This is a genomic window from Kitasatospora aureofaciens (assembly GCF_001188955.3).
In the GTDB taxonomy this organism is placed as follows: domain Bacteria; phylum Actinomycetota; class Actinomycetes; order Streptomycetales; family Streptomycetaceae; genus Kitasatospora; species Kitasatospora aureofaciens.
Genome location: NZ_JPRF03000021.1, coordinates 537545 through 552986 on the forward strand (window position 1 = coordinate 537545; position 15442 = coordinate 552986).

Below are 15442 nucleotides of genomic sequence, written 5' to 3' on the forward strand. Positions count from 1 at the left end.
CGCCGTCGGACGTGCCAGGCGCCGCTGTGCGGCAGGGGGGGTCGGTGTGGCCGTCCGCTCGGACGAGTCCGCACACCCGCACGACGCGGTGCCCAGCGCCTCGGCCTGGAGCGGGAACGGCCGCAAACCCGCCTCGCGCTACCGGACCAGGCCCGGCTCGCTGCAGGCCCTGGCCATCGACAGTGGACGCAAGGCCTTCCGCCAGTCCACGTGGCGCCACTGTTCGAAAGGCCCGATGCGCTCCCGATTCCGGGTGCTCACGGTGCGGCCGGCGGGTGTCGCGGCCCGCACCCACGCCATGGCCCAGGCCGGCGGGGCGGGCACCTGGGACGGCGTCCTGCCCGAGGCCACACTGCTCTGTGAGTGGCCCACCGGCGAGAAGGCGCCCACCGAGTACTGGCTCACCAGCCTGCCCGCCGACAGTCCGACCCGCCACCTCGTCCGCCTGGCCAAGATGCGCTGGCGCCTCGAGCACGACTACCGCGAGATGAAGCACGGCCTGGGGCTGGACCACTTCGAGGGCCGCACCTGGCGCGGCTGGCACCACCACGTCACCCTCGTCACCGCCGCCCACGCCTTCCTCACCCTCCGCCGACTCGACCCCAAAGTCCAAGCACCGGCCTGACCCTCTACCAGGTCCTCGACCAGCTCCAGGACCTGCTGAGCTGCTGGACCGGTGTCTGCTACACCTGCCAACGCCCGCTTCCCCCAAGAAGATCCACAAACCGCACCCGACAGCCCACCCCAACCTGACGAAGTACTACCAGGGGTTCGGCAAAGGTGTAGCCCAGCTGTACCCTTGTCGAACTCTTGACTTACTTGACGAAATCTTTGCCGACGGGGGTGCCGGAGCAGCGTGCCGGCACGGAGAGGGAGCGAGCGACATGTCTGATCGGGCGACCGCGTTCGACCGGATGATGAATCCTTGGGCCTACGACGCGGACGGGAACCTGACCGCCCAGGCCCGCGCCCAGGAGGCGGCCCGCACCCAGATCAACTCGACCTCGGCGTCGGGCGGCGGAGGCGGGGGCGGGGGCGGCTTCAACGCCGACCCCAACGCGCTCACCACCGCGGGGAACAACTCCGACCAGATCCACGTCCGCCTCAACACCGACGGCCGCGGCGCCGACGAGGCCACCGCCAAGGTCTCCACCGCGCTCGCCAACTGGAGCACCGGCAAGGCCGCCGCGGGCGCCGCCGGCACCTGGGACCAGTGCGTCGCCGCGCTCGGCGGCACCATCGGGCAGACCACCCAGGCGCTGCGCGCCACCGCCACCAACTACCGCCAGAACGAGTCGGCCGTCCAGCACGACCTCGGCGCCTGAGAGGAGAGCTGCGATGGTCGACTTCCACGAGCTCAGCACTGCCGACTTCGGTGTCCTGGACGCCGCCGCCACCGCCTGGACCACCGTGGCCCAGAAGCTCCAGGCGATGGACGGCGACTGGGACACCACGGTGATCGCCCAGGTCAACTCCGCCTGCTGGACCGGCCCCGCCGCCGACCAGGCCCGCCCCGGCCTGCAGCGCACCAACGAGCAGCTGACCGCCGCCGTCACCGAGGCCAACGCCCTCGCCTCCACCTTCAAGGAGGCGTCCACCGAGTTCAAGGCGGCCAGGACCAAGCTGGAGAAGGCGGTCGCGGACGCCCGCACGGCCGGACTGACCGTCACCGACAACGGCACCGTGAGCTGGCCCCCGGCCGACAACGCCACCCGGCACGATTACGAGGCCATGCGGGACTACCAGAAGGAGTGGGGCGACAAGGCCGAGGCCGCCCGCAAGGCGATCGACGCCGCCGTCGCGGAGGCCGCCGCCGCCGACGAGCGGATCGCCTGGGCACTGCGCTCCGACAGCATGACGGACGGGCAGAAGTCCTTCAACAACAAGGCCGTCGGCAGCGGCCCCGAGGCGGACGGCAGGCGCGCCGCCCAGCTCGCGGCCAAGGGCGGGGACATCACCGAGGCCGAACTCACCGAGCTGAACTCGCTGTTGGCCTCGCACGGCAACGACCCGAAGTTCTCCACCAAGTTCTACCAGGACCTCGGCCCGGACGGCCTGATCAAGTCCTGGAACGGCATGGTCGGCGACCCGGCGCACCCCCGCGACGACAAGTCCCCGCGCTGGAAGGCCTACCAGGACCTCCAGAAGAACCTCGGGCTCACCCTCGCCACCGCCACCCGCACCACCAACGAGCCGCACCTGTCGGACGAGTGGTCCGCCGCGCTGCGCAAGGCCGGCTCCCAGCCGGTCTGGGACAAGCCGTACCGGGCCTCCGGTCTGGACTACGTGCCGTACGGCTACCAGGTACTCTCCGGCATCCTGATGAACGGGAACTACGACGCCCACTTCATCAACCCGATCGCCGAGCACGTCACCCAGCTCGACACCCAGGACAAGTACTGGCCGGCCCCGCCGCCCGGCTCCAAGATCCAGGGCTTCAACCTGACCGGCGGCGACGAGGCGGGCTCCGGCTTTCGGCCCACCACGGCCGTGCTGGAGGCACTCGCGCACAGCCCGGAGGCCTCCACCAAGTTCTTCACCGAGAAGCCGACCGCGTACAACGAGGACGGCACGGTCAACCAGGGCGGCAAGCCCAAGCCGGCCGACTACTTCGACTACTACGTACACGACAAGGACTGGATCCCGGACACCACCTCGCGGGACTCCAAGGTCTGGGACGCGAGCAAGCAGGCCGGGCCCGCCGCGCTCGGCCGCGCCCTGGAGGCGGCCACCACCGGCCACCCGTACGACGAGCCGGGCCCCGTCCCGCCGACCAGGCACACCACCGAGCAGGCCGACCTGATGCAGAAGGTCGTGGACACCTTCGGCCGGCACGGTGGCGACGGCGCGCTGGACGACATCAAGGGCGACGGCAAGCTCACCGCGATGCGCGGCAGCCTCGGGCACATGACCGCCGAGTACATCGGGGACGTGCAGAACTCGCTCTCCCACGGGCACGACCTGCCGGTCAACGGTTCCCCGGCCGCGCTCAACGCCTCGTCCGTGGCCGGCCTGCTCGACGCCCTCGGGCGCGACCCGGACGCCTACGGCGCGGTGGCCAACGCCAACCAGGCGTACACCACCGCGCTCATCCGCGGCCACCTGGACAGCGGGCAGTCCGACTTCGCCCGGCTGGAGTCGGACATCAAGCACAACGCGGAGTCCGGCGGAGTCGTCAGCGGCTACCTCAACCAGGCCCGGGTGGACGAGGTGCAGAACCAGCACGCCGTCTCCGACAAGGAGTTCAACGACGCGCTGGAGAAGAACGTCGGCTACGGCAAGGACGCCTTCAACGCCGTCATCGGCACCGTGACCGAGAAGGTCCCGCTCGGCGGCGAGCTCGCCGGCGCGCTGCTCGACGAGATCGCCGACAGCGTGATCGAGGCCAACAAGCACGACACCACCGAGGACGGCCGCCAGGAGAGCCGCGACCACACCGCCGAAGCCGAGGGCCGGGTGGCCCGGGGGGCCGACCAGGCGGTCCGGGACGCCGGCGGCGGCACCGGGATCTCCCGCCAGGACCTCGACCGGCTCGCCAACAGCGCCCGGGACAGCGCGCTCCAGGGCATGTCGCGCGGAACGGCGAACAACGTCAGCACCAACGCGAAGGGCGACGCGTGAGCGGGCTCCCGGCCCGTTGGGCCCGGTCCCTCGCGGACCGGTGGGCCGGGCGCCTGCAGGATCCGCTGCTTCTGCCCGGCGTGCTGGTCGTGGCGGTGGCGGCCGCCGGGTTCGTCGGCTACCGAGACTGGCAGGACCACCGCCCGGCCGAGGCCGTCGGCCGGTCCACCCACCTCTGCCACCTGCCCACCGGCCCCGACACCCCGCTCGGGCGGCTGCTGCCGGACGGCGACCAGGACTCCGAGGACCGGACGAAGTCCGTCGTCGGCGACGACCCGCGGACCTGCGTCATCCGGGTCGACGGGCGCACCGTGCTCACCCTCACGTCCATCGGACGCCGGGGTGAGCTCGCCCTGGCCTCCGAGGCCGCCAAGCGGCCGGACGCGCGCACCTTCGACGCCGGCGGCCTCGGCGCCTCGTGGCCGGGCGGCGCCGCCGCGGCCGCGGGCTGCCTGACCGGGAAGTACGAGCGGTACGACTACTTCGAGCTGGAGATCGTCGCCGGGGAGGCCGTCCGCACCTCCGGCGGCCCCGGCGGCGTCCAGGCCGACCTCGAACAGCTCGCCCGGGCCGCGCTGACGGAGACGAGGAAGGAGCAGTGCTCATGAGGCACCCCCGGGCCCTGATCGCGGGCGGGGCCGCGCTGCTGCTCGGCGCCGGCCTGCTCGGCTGGCACGTGTACCTCGACCAGACGTCCTACCGCCCGCCGGCCGTCACCCTGTCGCACGGCGAGTGCCGGGGCCTGCTCGACGACCCGGGCGTCGCCGAGGTGCTGGGCGGCGCTCCCCGGGTCTCCGTGCGGACGGACTACCGTACGGCGGACGAGACCAACCCGGCCTCCGTACGGTGCTCCGTCAACGGCGAGGACGGACGGCTGCTGACCGCCGAGGCGGCGTTCGGCGCCGTGCTGCCCGGCGGCAACAGTGCCGGGGCGATCGGCTTCGCATGCACGCTGGACGGCAAGCCCACGGGCTACCGGGCTGTCGTCACCCTCACCGGCAAGGACGGAAAGGTCCTCGCGGACGGACCGGGCCGGGCGCGGATGAACGAGCTCGCCCGCGGCTTCGCCGAGCGCGCCGCCGGGAAGCAGCTGGGCTGCGCGGGCGGCGCCGAATCGGTCACCCCAAGGTGAGCCGACCGGCGCCGCTCCCGGCGGTCGCCGACTGCGGGCGCGCCGGCAGCCGGCGCACTGCCGTGGGCCCGTCAGCTGTGCGCGCGCTCCCACAGCTCGGTGACCTTGCCGGAGGCGTCGACCGCCACCTTGTAGTCGCCGGCCGAGCAGGGGTACGAGCCCTTCTCGTTGTACGGGGTGGCGAGGCACTCGTTGATGTGCTTCACCAGGTCGGCCAGGGCGGCAGCGCCTGGCCGCTCATTCCCCGGCGGCATGCCGCACTCGGGCCGCAGACCCGGCCGGATCGCGCCGCTGCACCCAGCCTGCTGCCCATGTACAGCTCGAAGGGATCGCGGTGCCGTAGCCTCCGGCGGGCCGCAAGGCCTCCCCGCCTACCAACCCACCGCGCTGCGTCCACCCCTGCTGACGCCGTAGGCGCCACCCACATCCCCACACAGGGGCCGCCAGGCAGCGGCATCGCCTGCTGTGCAATGACGGCCCGGGAGCGTCGTATACCGTGACCTGCTCGAAGCGTGGGCCGTGGTTTGGCCTTGATCACAGTCTTGTGCGGCAACCGCAACGACGTCACCCAACTGATCCCGCTGATCCAGGCGGTCCCGCCGATCCGCGGCAGCGCGGCCGGCCACTGCGCCGCCCCAAGCACCTGTACGCCGACCGCGGCTATGACCACGAGGTCTACCGGGACAAGGTCCGCCGGTTCCAGATCACCCCCCCCACGTCGCCCGGCGCGGCACCGGGCACGGATCCGGCCTGGGCGTGCACCGCTGGGTCGTGGAAGGAGCGATCGCGCTGCTGCACTGGTTCCGCCGACTGCGCATCCGCTGGGAGATCCGCGACGACATCCACCACGCGTTCGTCACCCTCGGCTGCGCCGTCATCTGCTGGCGACGACTGCGCACCACACGCTGTTGAGCGTAAGTAAGGGCAAGCGATGCGCTCCAGGGGATGGCCTGCTCGATGCGTCAGAACGCATACGTGGCCAGTCCAGCCCCCACAGCCTCACATCCGGGATCTCAGCACGTCGACCTCACAGCCCGGCGCGAAGGGGTCGAAGCCGTGCTCGACCAGCCAGCGAACCCCCAGCAGGCTTCGCAACGACCACCAGGCGTGGATCACGTCGAGGTCGACATCGGTGCCATAACCGGCGATGACGTCGTCGAGGTGCTCCTCGTGTCCGAGCGTCAAGGTGGCGAGGTCGAACAGGGCATCACCCCGGCCCGCCTCGGACCAGTCGATGATGCCCGTGACCTCGTCGCCGTCGACGAAGACGTGATCGATCTGCAGGTCGCCGTGCGTGAACGCCGGAATCCACGGCCGGAGCGCGGCCTCGGCGACCTGGCGGTTGCGGGTGACCAGGTCGGCGGGCAGGACGCCGTTCGTCACCAGCAAGTCGCACTCGCCGTCGAGTTCCGCCACCAACTCGTCGGGACTCCGGCGGCGCCGACCGGCCCAGGGCGGCAACGGTGCTTCGTGCAGCTTCCGGATGGCGGCGCCCGCCGCGGCCCACGCCGCCGGCGACGCGGTTGACGGCTCACCGAGACGGCCGAGCACCGTCCCCGGGAGTGCGGCGATCGCGAGGACGGGCGCCTTGCGCCACAGGACCTCCGGGGTCGGGACCGGCGCGAGGGACATAGCCTCGACCTCGACGTCGATGCGCGCCTGATCGGCGTCCACCTTCAGGAACACGTCGCCGACGCGCAGAGTCGCGCGCTCGGAATGGGCGACGATGACTTTGACCTCATCCATGGGCGACCAGTATCCCGGGGACCGGCCCGCGAAGGAACTCACCCGTTTCTACTCGCTGATCGACCGGATGACGGAGGAGGCCGACCCGGCGAACCGCACCGGCGGCGAAGCGGACCCGACCTTCCGACCCGGCACCTGGCTGCGCAAGCAGGACAAGGCCCGCACCGACGGAAAGCTGACCCAGCAGCAGACCGCCCTCCTGGACGCGCTCCACCGGCACGCCGAGACCGTCGCAGGCTGACCCTGCCCCGTTCAGCGAAACCCGGACGGCACGTCCGCTCCAGCGTGCAATGGCGGGTGGGACGCCATGCGCGGGAGCCCGGGACGCCCCGACTCTGAACGCGTTCAAAATATCTGGCATGATGATCGCGCCGACAAGAGGGGGAACGATGACGGGGCTGGAGAGTGGGTCGGCCTGGCTCCTGCGGGCAGCCGGCCGGTACCTGGTGCTGTTCGTGCTGACCATGCTGGTCCTCCCAGCGGTGCGCCCCGACACCGCCTACACCTACGCCGACGACGTTGTCATGGGAGGCGTTCTGTACGGCCTGCTGGGGGTCCTGCCCTCACTCGGATGGCTGACCGTCATCGCGCCGGTGCGGGCCAGCCGATGGGCGACCGCGACGGCCGCCACCGGCCTCTTCGCGATTGGCGGCTTCCTCGCCCTGTGCTTGCGGATCGTGCACCCGCTATGGCCGGTGGTGGGCATCCTGAGCTTCCAGTTGCTCTATGCGCTGATACTCCTGCCCGCCCCGCTGGTTGACGCACCAGACCGGGAGGACGACCTCGACTGACTCAGCCAGCCACGACCTCGCGCCCCCGCGTAGAGAGGCCGCCACCCCAACCGCCCTCCCGCCGACGCCATGCCTGAGCAGCGGAAATCAAACGATCACGCCCGGATTGATAACGGCTTCTCACGCCAACAGCACCGCCGTCACCCGATCGGTGGCCGCTCTGAAAAGGCTCAGTGCCTGGCGGCGACATCATCTGCGGTCCCCAGGTGCCTCACGTACCTCATCAGCAGACTTCGGGCTGACCAGCGGGGATGGGTTGACAGCACTAGAGAACGTGGGTGGAGGTGAAGAGCCACTACCGGCTCAACGTCACCACCGGCGAGAGGCAGGCCCTGTCCGACATGCTCGACACCTGCGCGCAGTGACCGTCCCGGCGTCCGGAGAACGGTACGAGGCACAGGTGTGCGCCGGCCCGGGCGGGGTGATGACCGTCGAGGTCGGCTGTATCACCGGTGACCTCACGGTCGTGACCACCGGCCTGCCCGACGGCCGGGCGTGGGTCGCTATCCAGTACCGCGGCGCCGACGAGTGGTACACCCTCGACGGCACCCCGCTGTTCCCGCCCGCCGGCCAGAGCCTCGCCGCCTACCACCAGCGGGTCGTCGAAGCGGTCGAGGCCGGAGGCGAGAGCGGCGCACCCGGTTGAGGGCCGACGCCACGGCGGGCCGGCTGCCGCCGGATCACCGTGTCCCGAACCCAAGGCCATGGGCCGCACTATCGGGGGTAGCCGGTGGCCGCGGGCGGATCGGCGGCGCGCGGGTCACCCCCCCTTGGACTCGCGCGCCACCCCGTTCCGCAGCGCATTTTGCGCGTGCTCGATCTCGGCCGAGCGCCGCCCAGTGCCCCGGCCGAACTGCAGACTTCCCGGGCGTCAGCAATTCGGGGTGGGGCCGGCTCGGACCCGGGTGGTACGGGGTCGGCGGCGGTAGCGGCCGGACTCTGGCCGGTCCTGGTCGGTGAGGATCTCGACGACGATCTCGGGGACGACGGGGAGACAGGAGACAGAGGGCTGCCGGGCAGGCCGTCCACGGTGCCGCAGCTCGGCGAGCTGGTCACCGGGAGGTTGCAGGCCGGGGGCGAGATCGCACCGCAGCTCGGATGTGAGGGGTGTCAGCGGCCAGTTGTTGCGATTCCCCACTGGTGGCCGGTTGATGGTGGGGTAACTGGCCGTCAATGGTTACTCACTGTTGATGGGACGGGTCGCTCGTCCGGCGCAGGTGGGCGTCGATCAGAGCGAAGGTGGCTTCCGGTTGTTCGATCTGCGGGAGGTGGCCGGCCTCGGGGATGACCTCGAGTCGGCCGTTGCCGAAGGCGTCGGCGTACGCCGCGCCGTAGGCGGGGGTGACGATGCGGTCGCTCTCACCCCAGAGCAGGAGGGCAGGCGTCTGAACATGTCCGAGCCGACGCAGCAGCTTGGGGTCATGCATGTAGGGGTCGCCGGCGAGGATGCGCATGGTGGCCATGTTGCTTTGTCTGCGCGCGAGTTCTTCGGCCGGGATGTCGGCCGGGTCGAGGTGGTACCGGTCTGAGTCGTGCCAGGAGTACTCCGCAACGCCGCGGGCGTCAAGGGCGAAGAAGTCGGTGATCGGTTCCGTCTCGACCTGCACGCCGACGGCGTCGATCAGGACAAGGCCGGTGATGCTTCCCGCGCTGTCGCGTACGGCCATCTCGGCGGCTATCCAGCCCCCGAGCGAGGAGCCGACGACGAGAACGTCGCGCAGTCGACGTTCGCGCAGGGTGTGCAGGTAGGCGAGGGCGAGGTCGTCGATGCCGGTGAGCCATGCGGGGCGGTGGGTGCCGTCCCAGCCGGGGTGCACAGGCGTGATGGTGTGGGCGATGCGGGAGAGGTGCTGGGCGAGGCCGGCCACTGTGGCGGGGCCTCCGCCGCCGTGCAGGATGAGGACCGGCCTGCCAGCTCCGGCCTCGGACAGAGTGAGGGACAGGCCAGCGGACTCGGCTGATGCGTCTGTGGGCATGCCCACCACCATAACTAAACATCTTTATATAAGCTAGCTTGGTTATGGCGTAGACTCGCTCCATGCATGGTGAGCTGCAAGAACTCGGCAGAGCGGTCAAACAAGCCCAGTATCGACAGCATCGGGCGCTCGACAGCGCGCTCTCGGCCATCGGCACGACGCTGGCCCAGTGGGATGCCCTGCGTGCGATCAGCCGCTCACCCGGGGCGTCGGCCCGCGAGTTGGCCGAGGCGACATTTCAGACCGGGCAGGCCTTCGGAACCCTCGTCGGCCGCCTCGCAGCACAGGGCCTCGTGGAGCGCCGACCGGGACACGGCCGGCGCATCGAGCACCACCTCACGCCCGCCGGCGAGCAAGTCCTGACGGTCGGCCACAAGGTTGCTGACGAGGTGCTCGCCGCCTGCTTCTCCAGCCTGTCCGACGCGGACCGCGCAACCCTGCTCGACCTACTTCAGCGCCTCACCGCAGGACGGGACACGTAGACCCGACCGCCAGACACACCGCCCGCGGGTGTATCCATCCCTCGCTGCCCGTTGAGCGGCCGCTTCGGTGCGGCCCGAAACAGATGGCTGGCGTGCGCCTCGGCCACCCACATGTTCGTCACCGACTGTTACATCGCAACTGGCCGTCCGTGGGGAATCCCAGGTGGCCGCTGCCAGAGGGGCGGGCTCACCCGGACCGGGCGCAGCCGGCCGTGGGCGGTGGGCGGAGAGGACGGCGGCTTGCTGGACGGGGTTGGCGGCCACGTCCGGCCCGGCCCACCCTCGCCTGCCTGCTCCCACCCCCGGGCGCAGGCCGCCAGCTGCGCCGCGGTCTGCTCGTCTCCGGCGCCGGGGCGGTGCCGATCGATGAACGCCCGCAGCCGGCGCCGTTCGTCGCCTTGGCCTGCGGTGTAGGCGAGGTGGGCGGCAGGCCTGTACACCCGCTCTCACCAGTGGGCAGCTCGGGGACCGGAGGAGTTCCGCGACCAGTTTCGATCCCGTCGAGACGCCATCCACGGGCACGGACTGCTCATCGTGGAGCAGCTGGCCCGCAACTGGGGTTGGGGGCCGCACTGGCACGGCAAGACCGTCTGGGCCGACCTCCCCATCCATCCCCGGCACCCAGCACCTCTGACCGCGGATCCCGCCCACCTTGCTGCATGCCGTCCGGCGTGGCATCCCCCGCGTGCTCGGCCAGGGTCAAGCAGCTTGCGCGGCAGATCCGCCAGTAGCCCGAGCACCAAATGACGTGTCCGACGCCGGGGTTCGACCCCTCTACACCGGCCTCGACCGCGCCGGCCTCCACACCCTCACCGACGACGACCACCAAGCCGTCCGCGACCTCACCCACCACTTCGACCCCACCACGCTGCGCCAGGTCATGAGCTGGCTCGAGCGCACCCGCACCGCAGTGCTCGCGTTGGGCCCGTGCGATGTCGCTGCCTAAGGCGCCAGCGCGCAGGAGGGGCCAGGCGGTGGTGATCTTCTGCTGTATCTCGGCGGCCAGGCCGGTGTGGTCGTAGCCCCACCAGGAGGCGAGGAGGAACTCGCCGGGCCAGGGGGCGCGGCGCCAGTCGTGGCTGGCGTCCATGCTGATGAGCGAGGCGAGGAACTGGAAGCGGGCGCTCGCGGCCTCCGGAGGTGGCGGCGACGGCATGGTCTGCCTGACCGCCGCCGCGCTCAAGGATGCGGCGGCGGTGAAGGGGTCGGTGGTCAGCAAGACCCACGCCACCCCCCTCGTGTGCAGCCCCCGCAAGACCGGCAAGACCACCATCAAGACTCTCTACGCGGTGACAAGCCTGGCCGCCGAGACGGCCATCGCGGCCCAGCGAGCGCTCGAATTAGGCCCCGAAAAGGCGGTCATCGGAAAATTGGACATATCGAGCGGATGTTAAAAGCCTTCATGGGGAGGGTACTTGGCACGGCGTGTACTTCGCCGGTCCGGTCTTGGGCCGGTTGCCTGCCTGCTGCCGGCCCATGCGGTGGAGCAGACATTTCCGTGTGCGGGACAAGAGCGCCCCCACCTACCTCAGGGAGTGTCATGTTCACCCTTCCATCGCGTTCGCCGCTGCTGCCTGCCCAGGTGCGTCGCTCCGGGTTGAATGCCGCGTTCGCGGCAGGGACCGCCATTCCCGTGGGTGACACACCGGAGGGAGTCGCCCTCACCCCCGATGCGGCCCGTGCGTATGTGGCCAACCGGGGCTCGAATACGGTGAGCGTGATCGACACCGCCACCGACACCGTCACCGCCACCATCGCCGCGGGGGCCGGTCCCACCTTCGTGGCGATCAGTCCGGACGGCACCCGGGCGTATGTGACCGTCTACGACGACGGTCTCGTCAGCGTGATCGACACCGTCTCCAACGCCATCGTCACGGACATCCCCGTAGGGGCGGGAGCGACGGTCGTAGCGCTCACCCCGGACGGCGCCCGCGCCTACGTGACACGGCAGACCACGAACACGGTGAGCGTGATCGACACCGCCACCAACACCGTCACTGCCACCATCACCGTCGGGGACGGCCCGACCGGCCTGGTCATTACCCAGGACGGGACTCGCGCCTACGTCGCGTGTCTCGCCTCGAATACCGTCAGCGTGATCGACACCGCCACCAACACCGTCACCGCCACGATCACCGTCGGTCCCGTCCCCATCCTGCTGGGGCTTACCCCCGACGGGGCTCACCTCTACGTCACCAATGTCGGCAACTCCACGGTGAGCGTGATCGACACCGCAACGAACACGGTCACTGCCGTCGTCGGTGTCAGCGCCCAGCCGCGCTTCGTGGCAGTGAGCCCGGACGGCTCCCACGCGTACGTGGCGAACTCCGGCCCGGGCACGGTGAGTGTGATCGACACCGCCACCAACACCGTCGTCGAGAACAGCGGCGTGGGAGGCGGCCCCACCGCTATCGCGGTCTTCCCCGACGGTACGCACGCCTACGTGACCAACGCGCCTGCAAATAGCGTCAGCGATATGGCGACGACCGTGATCCCCGGCCACGGGTCCACGGGAGGGCAGACCACCGTGACTCTCACCGGCCACAACCTGGCCAACGCCACCGCCGTGCACTTCGGTACCGCCCAGGCAGTTATCACCGCCAACACAACGACATCGATGACCGTCCTCACCCCCGCCGGATCCGGTGCCGTCCCCGTGACGGTCACCACCCCGGGCGGCACCGGCACCCTCGGATCCTTCTACTACACACCGGTCCCCGCCCTCACCGACATCAGCCCCGTCGCGGGCCCCGTCGCAGGCAGCGACCAGGAGATCGTCATCACTGGCCGCAACCTCGCCGGAGCCATCGACGTGTACTTCGGCCCCACCCGAGCCGTCATCCAAACCGTCTCCGACACCCAGATCACGGTCAGGGCCGCCGGTGCCCCGGCGCCGGGCGGTGTCGCCGTCACCGTGACCACCCCCGGCGGGAGCACCGACGGGCTGTCCTACACCTACGTTGACCCGCCCACCGAAACCGGCGTCAGCCCCAACGCCGGACCGACCGCCGGCGGCACCCAGGTGACCATCACCGGCACCGGCCTCGCATCCACCGACCAGGTCACCTTCAACGGCATCCGGGCACCGTTCGAGGTCGTCTCCGACACCACCCTGACCGCCACCGCCCCGCCCAGCGGAGCCGACGGCACCGTCGACGTCATCATCACGGGCCCCGGCGGCAGCTCTGCCGGAACGTTCACCTATACCGCCGATCCCAACATCTGACCTCACGTCCGTAGGCTCCCGAGCCGCCTCGCCACCGCTCGCAACGCGAGGGCCGGGCACCGTGGCCCGCTGCGAGGTCGAGGCGGGCGGGCCAGGACAGCAGCTCCGCGACACCGTCATAAGCGGTGGTGCCCGTCCGGAAGACGGACTGCTGCGCCCCCGGGCGGCGTCGAACACCGTGATCCGGCAGGCGCTCGGCGATCTCGCGCTGCACGGCCTGGTCGCCTCCGACGGCAACACCCGGGACCGGCATAAGACCTGGCGGCTCGAAGGCTCTGCCGGGCTGGAGGCGGCCGGGCAGGTGCTCGGCCTGCCCCGCCCGGAGATGGGCGGCACGGCTCGGGGCGCCGGCCGTTCTGGTGCCCAGCACGCGATGGCGGTCAACGAGACGATCGCCGCGTTCGTCCTCGGCGGCAGCGCGCCCGGGGCCGCGGGCGGGGTGGGCACCGTGCGGTCCTGGCGGATCTTTTCGGGGGCCGGATGGTGCGCGTCACGGGCAATGGTTTGTGACACGCACCGGTTTGTCCTCCTGTCAGATCGGACGTCGGCGGCTGCCGCCTGGCCGCTCGTCGGTGTCCGGCTCGCCGCCCGTGCTCGCCGCCGTCCGGGCCGTCCAGGGCGTCGTGCTGCTCGCCGCCGTCCCCGTCCGGTGCGGTCGAGGACTGTCCCGCCCGCTGTCCCGCGGCAAACTCCGCGCGGCTGGGCGCCGGCCGGCGCATCACCGGTCCGAGCGGAGTCGGCCGAGGACCTGCACCGGCAGGTCGCCGAGCAGGTGGGCGATGCGCGGGGCGTCGTAGCCGGCGTCCATCACCACCAGGATCTCCGGATCGCCCGCCGTCCACTGTTCTGCCTCCATTAACCGGCCTACGGTGTTGCGGAGTTGGGCGATGGTGACGGCGGCCAGGTCGGCGCTGGGCTCCAGCCGCACCGCATCCAGGACGGCGGTCCAAGAGGTGCGGCCAGTCTCCAGCGCGACGACGAACGAGTACGGCCAGCCAGGGATCATCTGGTGCTTGGCGTCGCCGCGGCCATAGGTGTGGCAGAACGAGCGGTCCGGGCAGGTCCCGGCGCCCGGCCGCAGCCACGGGGAGACGTCCACCGCGAGCACCGGACGCCCGCCGACGGCCCGCGGCAGCGACAGGCCAGCCAGCGCGGTCCAGCAGCCGACTGGTGTCCAGGCGGCCCCGGTTCAGCGCGCCGTATAGAGCACCGTGCCCGCGCCGGTGCTCGGGCGCCAGCGCCAGGTCCACCAGCCACCACCGCGCCGAGCTGCCGGTGGCCGCGCTGTGGAAGGCGGCTGGCCGCGGTGGCCTGGAGCGCGGCTGCATTTTCTACTCAGACCGCGGCGCGGTGCCGCTGCGGTCGGGTTTTTGGGGAGTGTGTGCGGCGTTCTGGGTGCGTGGCCGGTGGTAGGGCTGTGCGTGGCCGGTGGTGCACGCGAGACGCTACGGCCGTCACGTGCTGCTCCATTACGGTGACGTATCGTCAACCTTCTTGTGGCTGGCTCACTCCGACGGCTTACTGGTGGTGTCAATCCGGTGGGCCGCCCATCCTCTCCGGGGAGTGGACGTCGGCCCACCTGTGACGCGACTGTGCTTCCGGGCGGTTGGTGCCCGCTGGGCTCCCCTGGGGAAGGACGTGGTTCGCCATCCGGTGCCGCTGGTCGGCACCGGATGGTGCGGTGGCTCGCGCAACCTCTTGTGGAGGCGTCATGCCAACTGTCCGCACCTGGCGAGCCGTCCTCGGTGTCTGCGTCCTGGGCGTGGGCCTGGCCGCCGTCCCGGCCACCGCGCACGCCCAGACACCCGTCCTGTGCAGCGAGCGCGCTCTGGTGGCGGCGATCACCGCGGCGAACGCCGTCGGCGGGGACACCCTGGCGCTGACGCCGGGCTGCACCTACACGCTCACCAGCGCCCACGGCGGCGGACCCGACGGACCGGTGGGGCTGCCGCCCGTCACCGCCCCGATCACCCTGCTGGGCCTGGGGAACACCATCGCCCGAGACCCGGGCGCGCCGCCCTTCCGGATCCTCCAGGTCGAGGGCGCCTCGAACGTGCCGGACACCCACGGCCAGCTCAGCATGGCGGGGGTCACCATCCGCGGCGGCAGCGCGGTGACGCCCTATCCGGGCGGCGGGATCGCCAACCTGGGCGGCACGCTCTCCCTGGTCGCCAGTTCCGTGACCGGCAACACCGCAGTCGCCGGGGGCGGGATCTACACCGACAACGGCGCGGTGTCGCTGACCACGAGCTCCGTCACCGGCAACAGCGCCACCGACAGCGGCGGTGGCATCTACGTCAACTCCGGCGGCGTGACGACGCTGGTCAGCACGATCAGCGGGAACACCCCGGACAACTGTGCCCCGTCAGGCAGCGTGCCCGGCTGCGGCTGACGGCCCGGCCGACGCCCTCGGCCGCAGGCCCCCTCACGCGACATCCGTCGCCACCAGCGGCCAACACGACCATGCG

15 protein-coding genes and 3 pseudogenes are annotated in these 15442 nt (G+C 71.1%); 14 read left to right on the forward strand and 4 right to left on the reverse strand.

All coding sequences use genetic code 11. The annotated features are described in order from the left end of the window. Positions 1-37: 37 nt before the first annotated feature. The 5 genes and pseudogenes from HS99_RS15090 to HS99_RS15110 form a co-directional block, all read left to right on the forward strand. A pseudogene (locus tag HS99_RS15090) lies at positions 38-625 on the forward strand (transposase); the annotation flags it as partial. A gap of 259 nt (positions 626-884) precedes the next feature. Further along, positions 885-1325, forward strand: a complete 441-nt coding sequence (locus HS99_RS15095) for a hypothetical protein (RefSeq protein WP_050366186.1) — start codon at positions 885-887, stop codon at positions 1323-1325. A 13-nt stretch (positions 1326-1338) separates the two neighbouring features. Continuing rightward, on the forward strand, positions 1339-3621 hold the full coding sequence (locus HS99_RS15100) for a hypothetical protein (protein ID WP_050366185.1): 2283 nt from the start codon (positions 1339-1341) through the stop codon (positions 3619-3621). After that, positions 3618-4229, forward strand: coding sequence for a hypothetical protein (locus tag HS99_RS15105; protein ID WP_030556453.1), 612 nt, complete (start codon positions 3618-3620; stop codon positions 4227-4229). The genes HS99_RS15100 and HS99_RS15105 overlap by 4 nt, the downstream gene beginning before the upstream one ends. After that, complete coding sequence (locus HS99_RS15110; protein WP_030556452.1) at positions 4226-4753, forward strand: hypothetical protein; 528 nt, start codon at positions 4226-4228, stop codon at positions 4751-4753. The genes HS99_RS15105 and HS99_RS15110 overlap by 4 nt, the downstream gene beginning before the upstream one ends. Before the next feature lie 71 nt (positions 4754-4824). Here HS99_RS15110 and HS99_RS15115 read toward each other — a convergent pair whose 3' ends face one another. Beyond that, on the reverse strand, positions 4825-5007 hold the full coding sequence (locus HS99_RS15115; RefSeq protein WP_030556450.1) for a hypothetical protein: 183 nt from the start codon (positions 5005-5007) through the stop codon (positions 4825-4827). A 279-nt stretch (positions 5008-5286) separates the two neighbouring features. Between HS99_RS15115 and HS99_RS46665 the strand changes: the two are divergent. Beyond that, positions 5287-5665 (forward strand): annotated as a pseudogene (locus HS99_RS46665) (transposase); the annotation flags it as partial. A gap of 87 nt (positions 5666-5752) precedes the next feature. On the opposite strand, the gene HS99_RS15125 reads toward HS99_RS46665, so the two are convergent. Then, on the reverse strand, positions 5753-6499 hold the full coding sequence (locus HS99_RS15125) for a phosphotransferase family protein (protein WP_030556448.1): 747 nt from the start codon (positions 6497-6499) through the stop codon (positions 5753-5755). Between the two features lie 67 nt (positions 6500-6566). Here HS99_RS15125 and HS99_RS44900 point away from each other — a divergent pair, with 67 nt between their 5' ends. The 3 genes from HS99_RS44900 (at position 6567) to HS99_RS15140 (ending at position 7936) form a co-directional block, all read left to right on the forward strand. Then, entirely contained in the window at positions 6567-6740 is a 174-nt protein-coding gene (locus HS99_RS44900) for a helicase associated domain-containing protein (protein ID WP_157881778.1), read from the forward strand. 118 nt (positions 6741-6858) lie between these two features. Further along, complete coding sequence (locus HS99_RS15135) at positions 6859-7290, forward strand: hypothetical protein (RefSeq protein ID WP_141763730.1); 432 nt, start codon at positions 6859-6861, stop codon at positions 7288-7290. 400 nt (positions 7291-7690) lie between these two features. Further along, positions 7691-7936 (forward strand): hypothetical protein, encoded by a 246-nt coding sequence (locus HS99_RS15140; RefSeq protein ID WP_305953113.1) that lies wholly within the window; start codon positions 7691-7693, stop codon positions 7934-7936. Positions 7937-8471: 535 nt separating this feature from the next. Here HS99_RS15140 and HS99_RS15145 read toward each other — a convergent pair. Beyond that, positions 8472-9266 carry an alpha/beta fold hydrolase gene (locus HS99_RS15145; RefSeq protein ID WP_030556440.1) on the reverse strand — a complete coding sequence of 265 codons (795 nt, stop codon included), beginning with the start codon at positions 9264-9266 and terminating at the stop codon, positions 8472-8474. 62 nt (positions 9267-9328) lie between these two features. Here HS99_RS15145 and HS99_RS15150 point away from each other — a divergent pair, with 62 nt between their 5' ends. From HS99_RS15150 to HS99_RS15165, 4 genes are all read left to right on the forward strand, one after another. After that, on the forward strand, positions 9329-9748 hold the full coding sequence (locus HS99_RS15150) for a MarR family winged helix-turn-helix transcriptional regulator (protein ID WP_030556438.1): 420 nt from the start codon (positions 9329-9331) through the stop codon (positions 9746-9748). A gap of 748 nt (positions 9749-10496) precedes the next feature. Beyond that, positions 10497-10694, forward strand: coding sequence for a hypothetical protein (locus tag HS99_RS15155; RefSeq protein WP_030556436.1), 198 nt, complete (start codon positions 10497-10499; stop codon positions 10692-10694). 142 nt (positions 10695-10836) lie between these two features. Continuing rightward, complete coding sequence (locus HS99_RS15160) at positions 10837-11142, forward strand: hypothetical protein (RefSeq protein WP_030556434.1); 306 nt, start codon at positions 10837-10839, stop codon at positions 11140-11142. Between the two features lie 239 nt (positions 11143-11381). Next, positions 11382-12974, forward strand: coding sequence for an IPT/TIG domain-containing protein (locus HS99_RS15165; RefSeq protein ID WP_046385673.1), 1593 nt, complete (start codon positions 11382-11384; stop codon positions 12972-12974). Positions 12975-13639: 665 nt separating this feature from the next. On the opposite strand, the pseudogene HS99_RS15170 reads toward HS99_RS15165, so the two are convergent. Further along, a pseudogene (locus tag HS99_RS15170) lies at positions 13640-14224 on the reverse strand (transposase); the annotation flags it as partial. Between the two features lie 461 nt (positions 14225-14685). On the opposite strand from HS99_RS15170, the gene HS99_RS15175 reads away from it, so the two are divergent. Further along, positions 14686-15366, forward strand: coding sequence for a right-handed parallel beta-helix repeat-containing protein (locus HS99_RS15175; protein WP_232543268.1), 681 nt, complete (start codon positions 14686-14688; stop codon positions 15364-15366). The last annotated feature ends 76 nt before the right edge of the window (positions 15367-15442 follow it).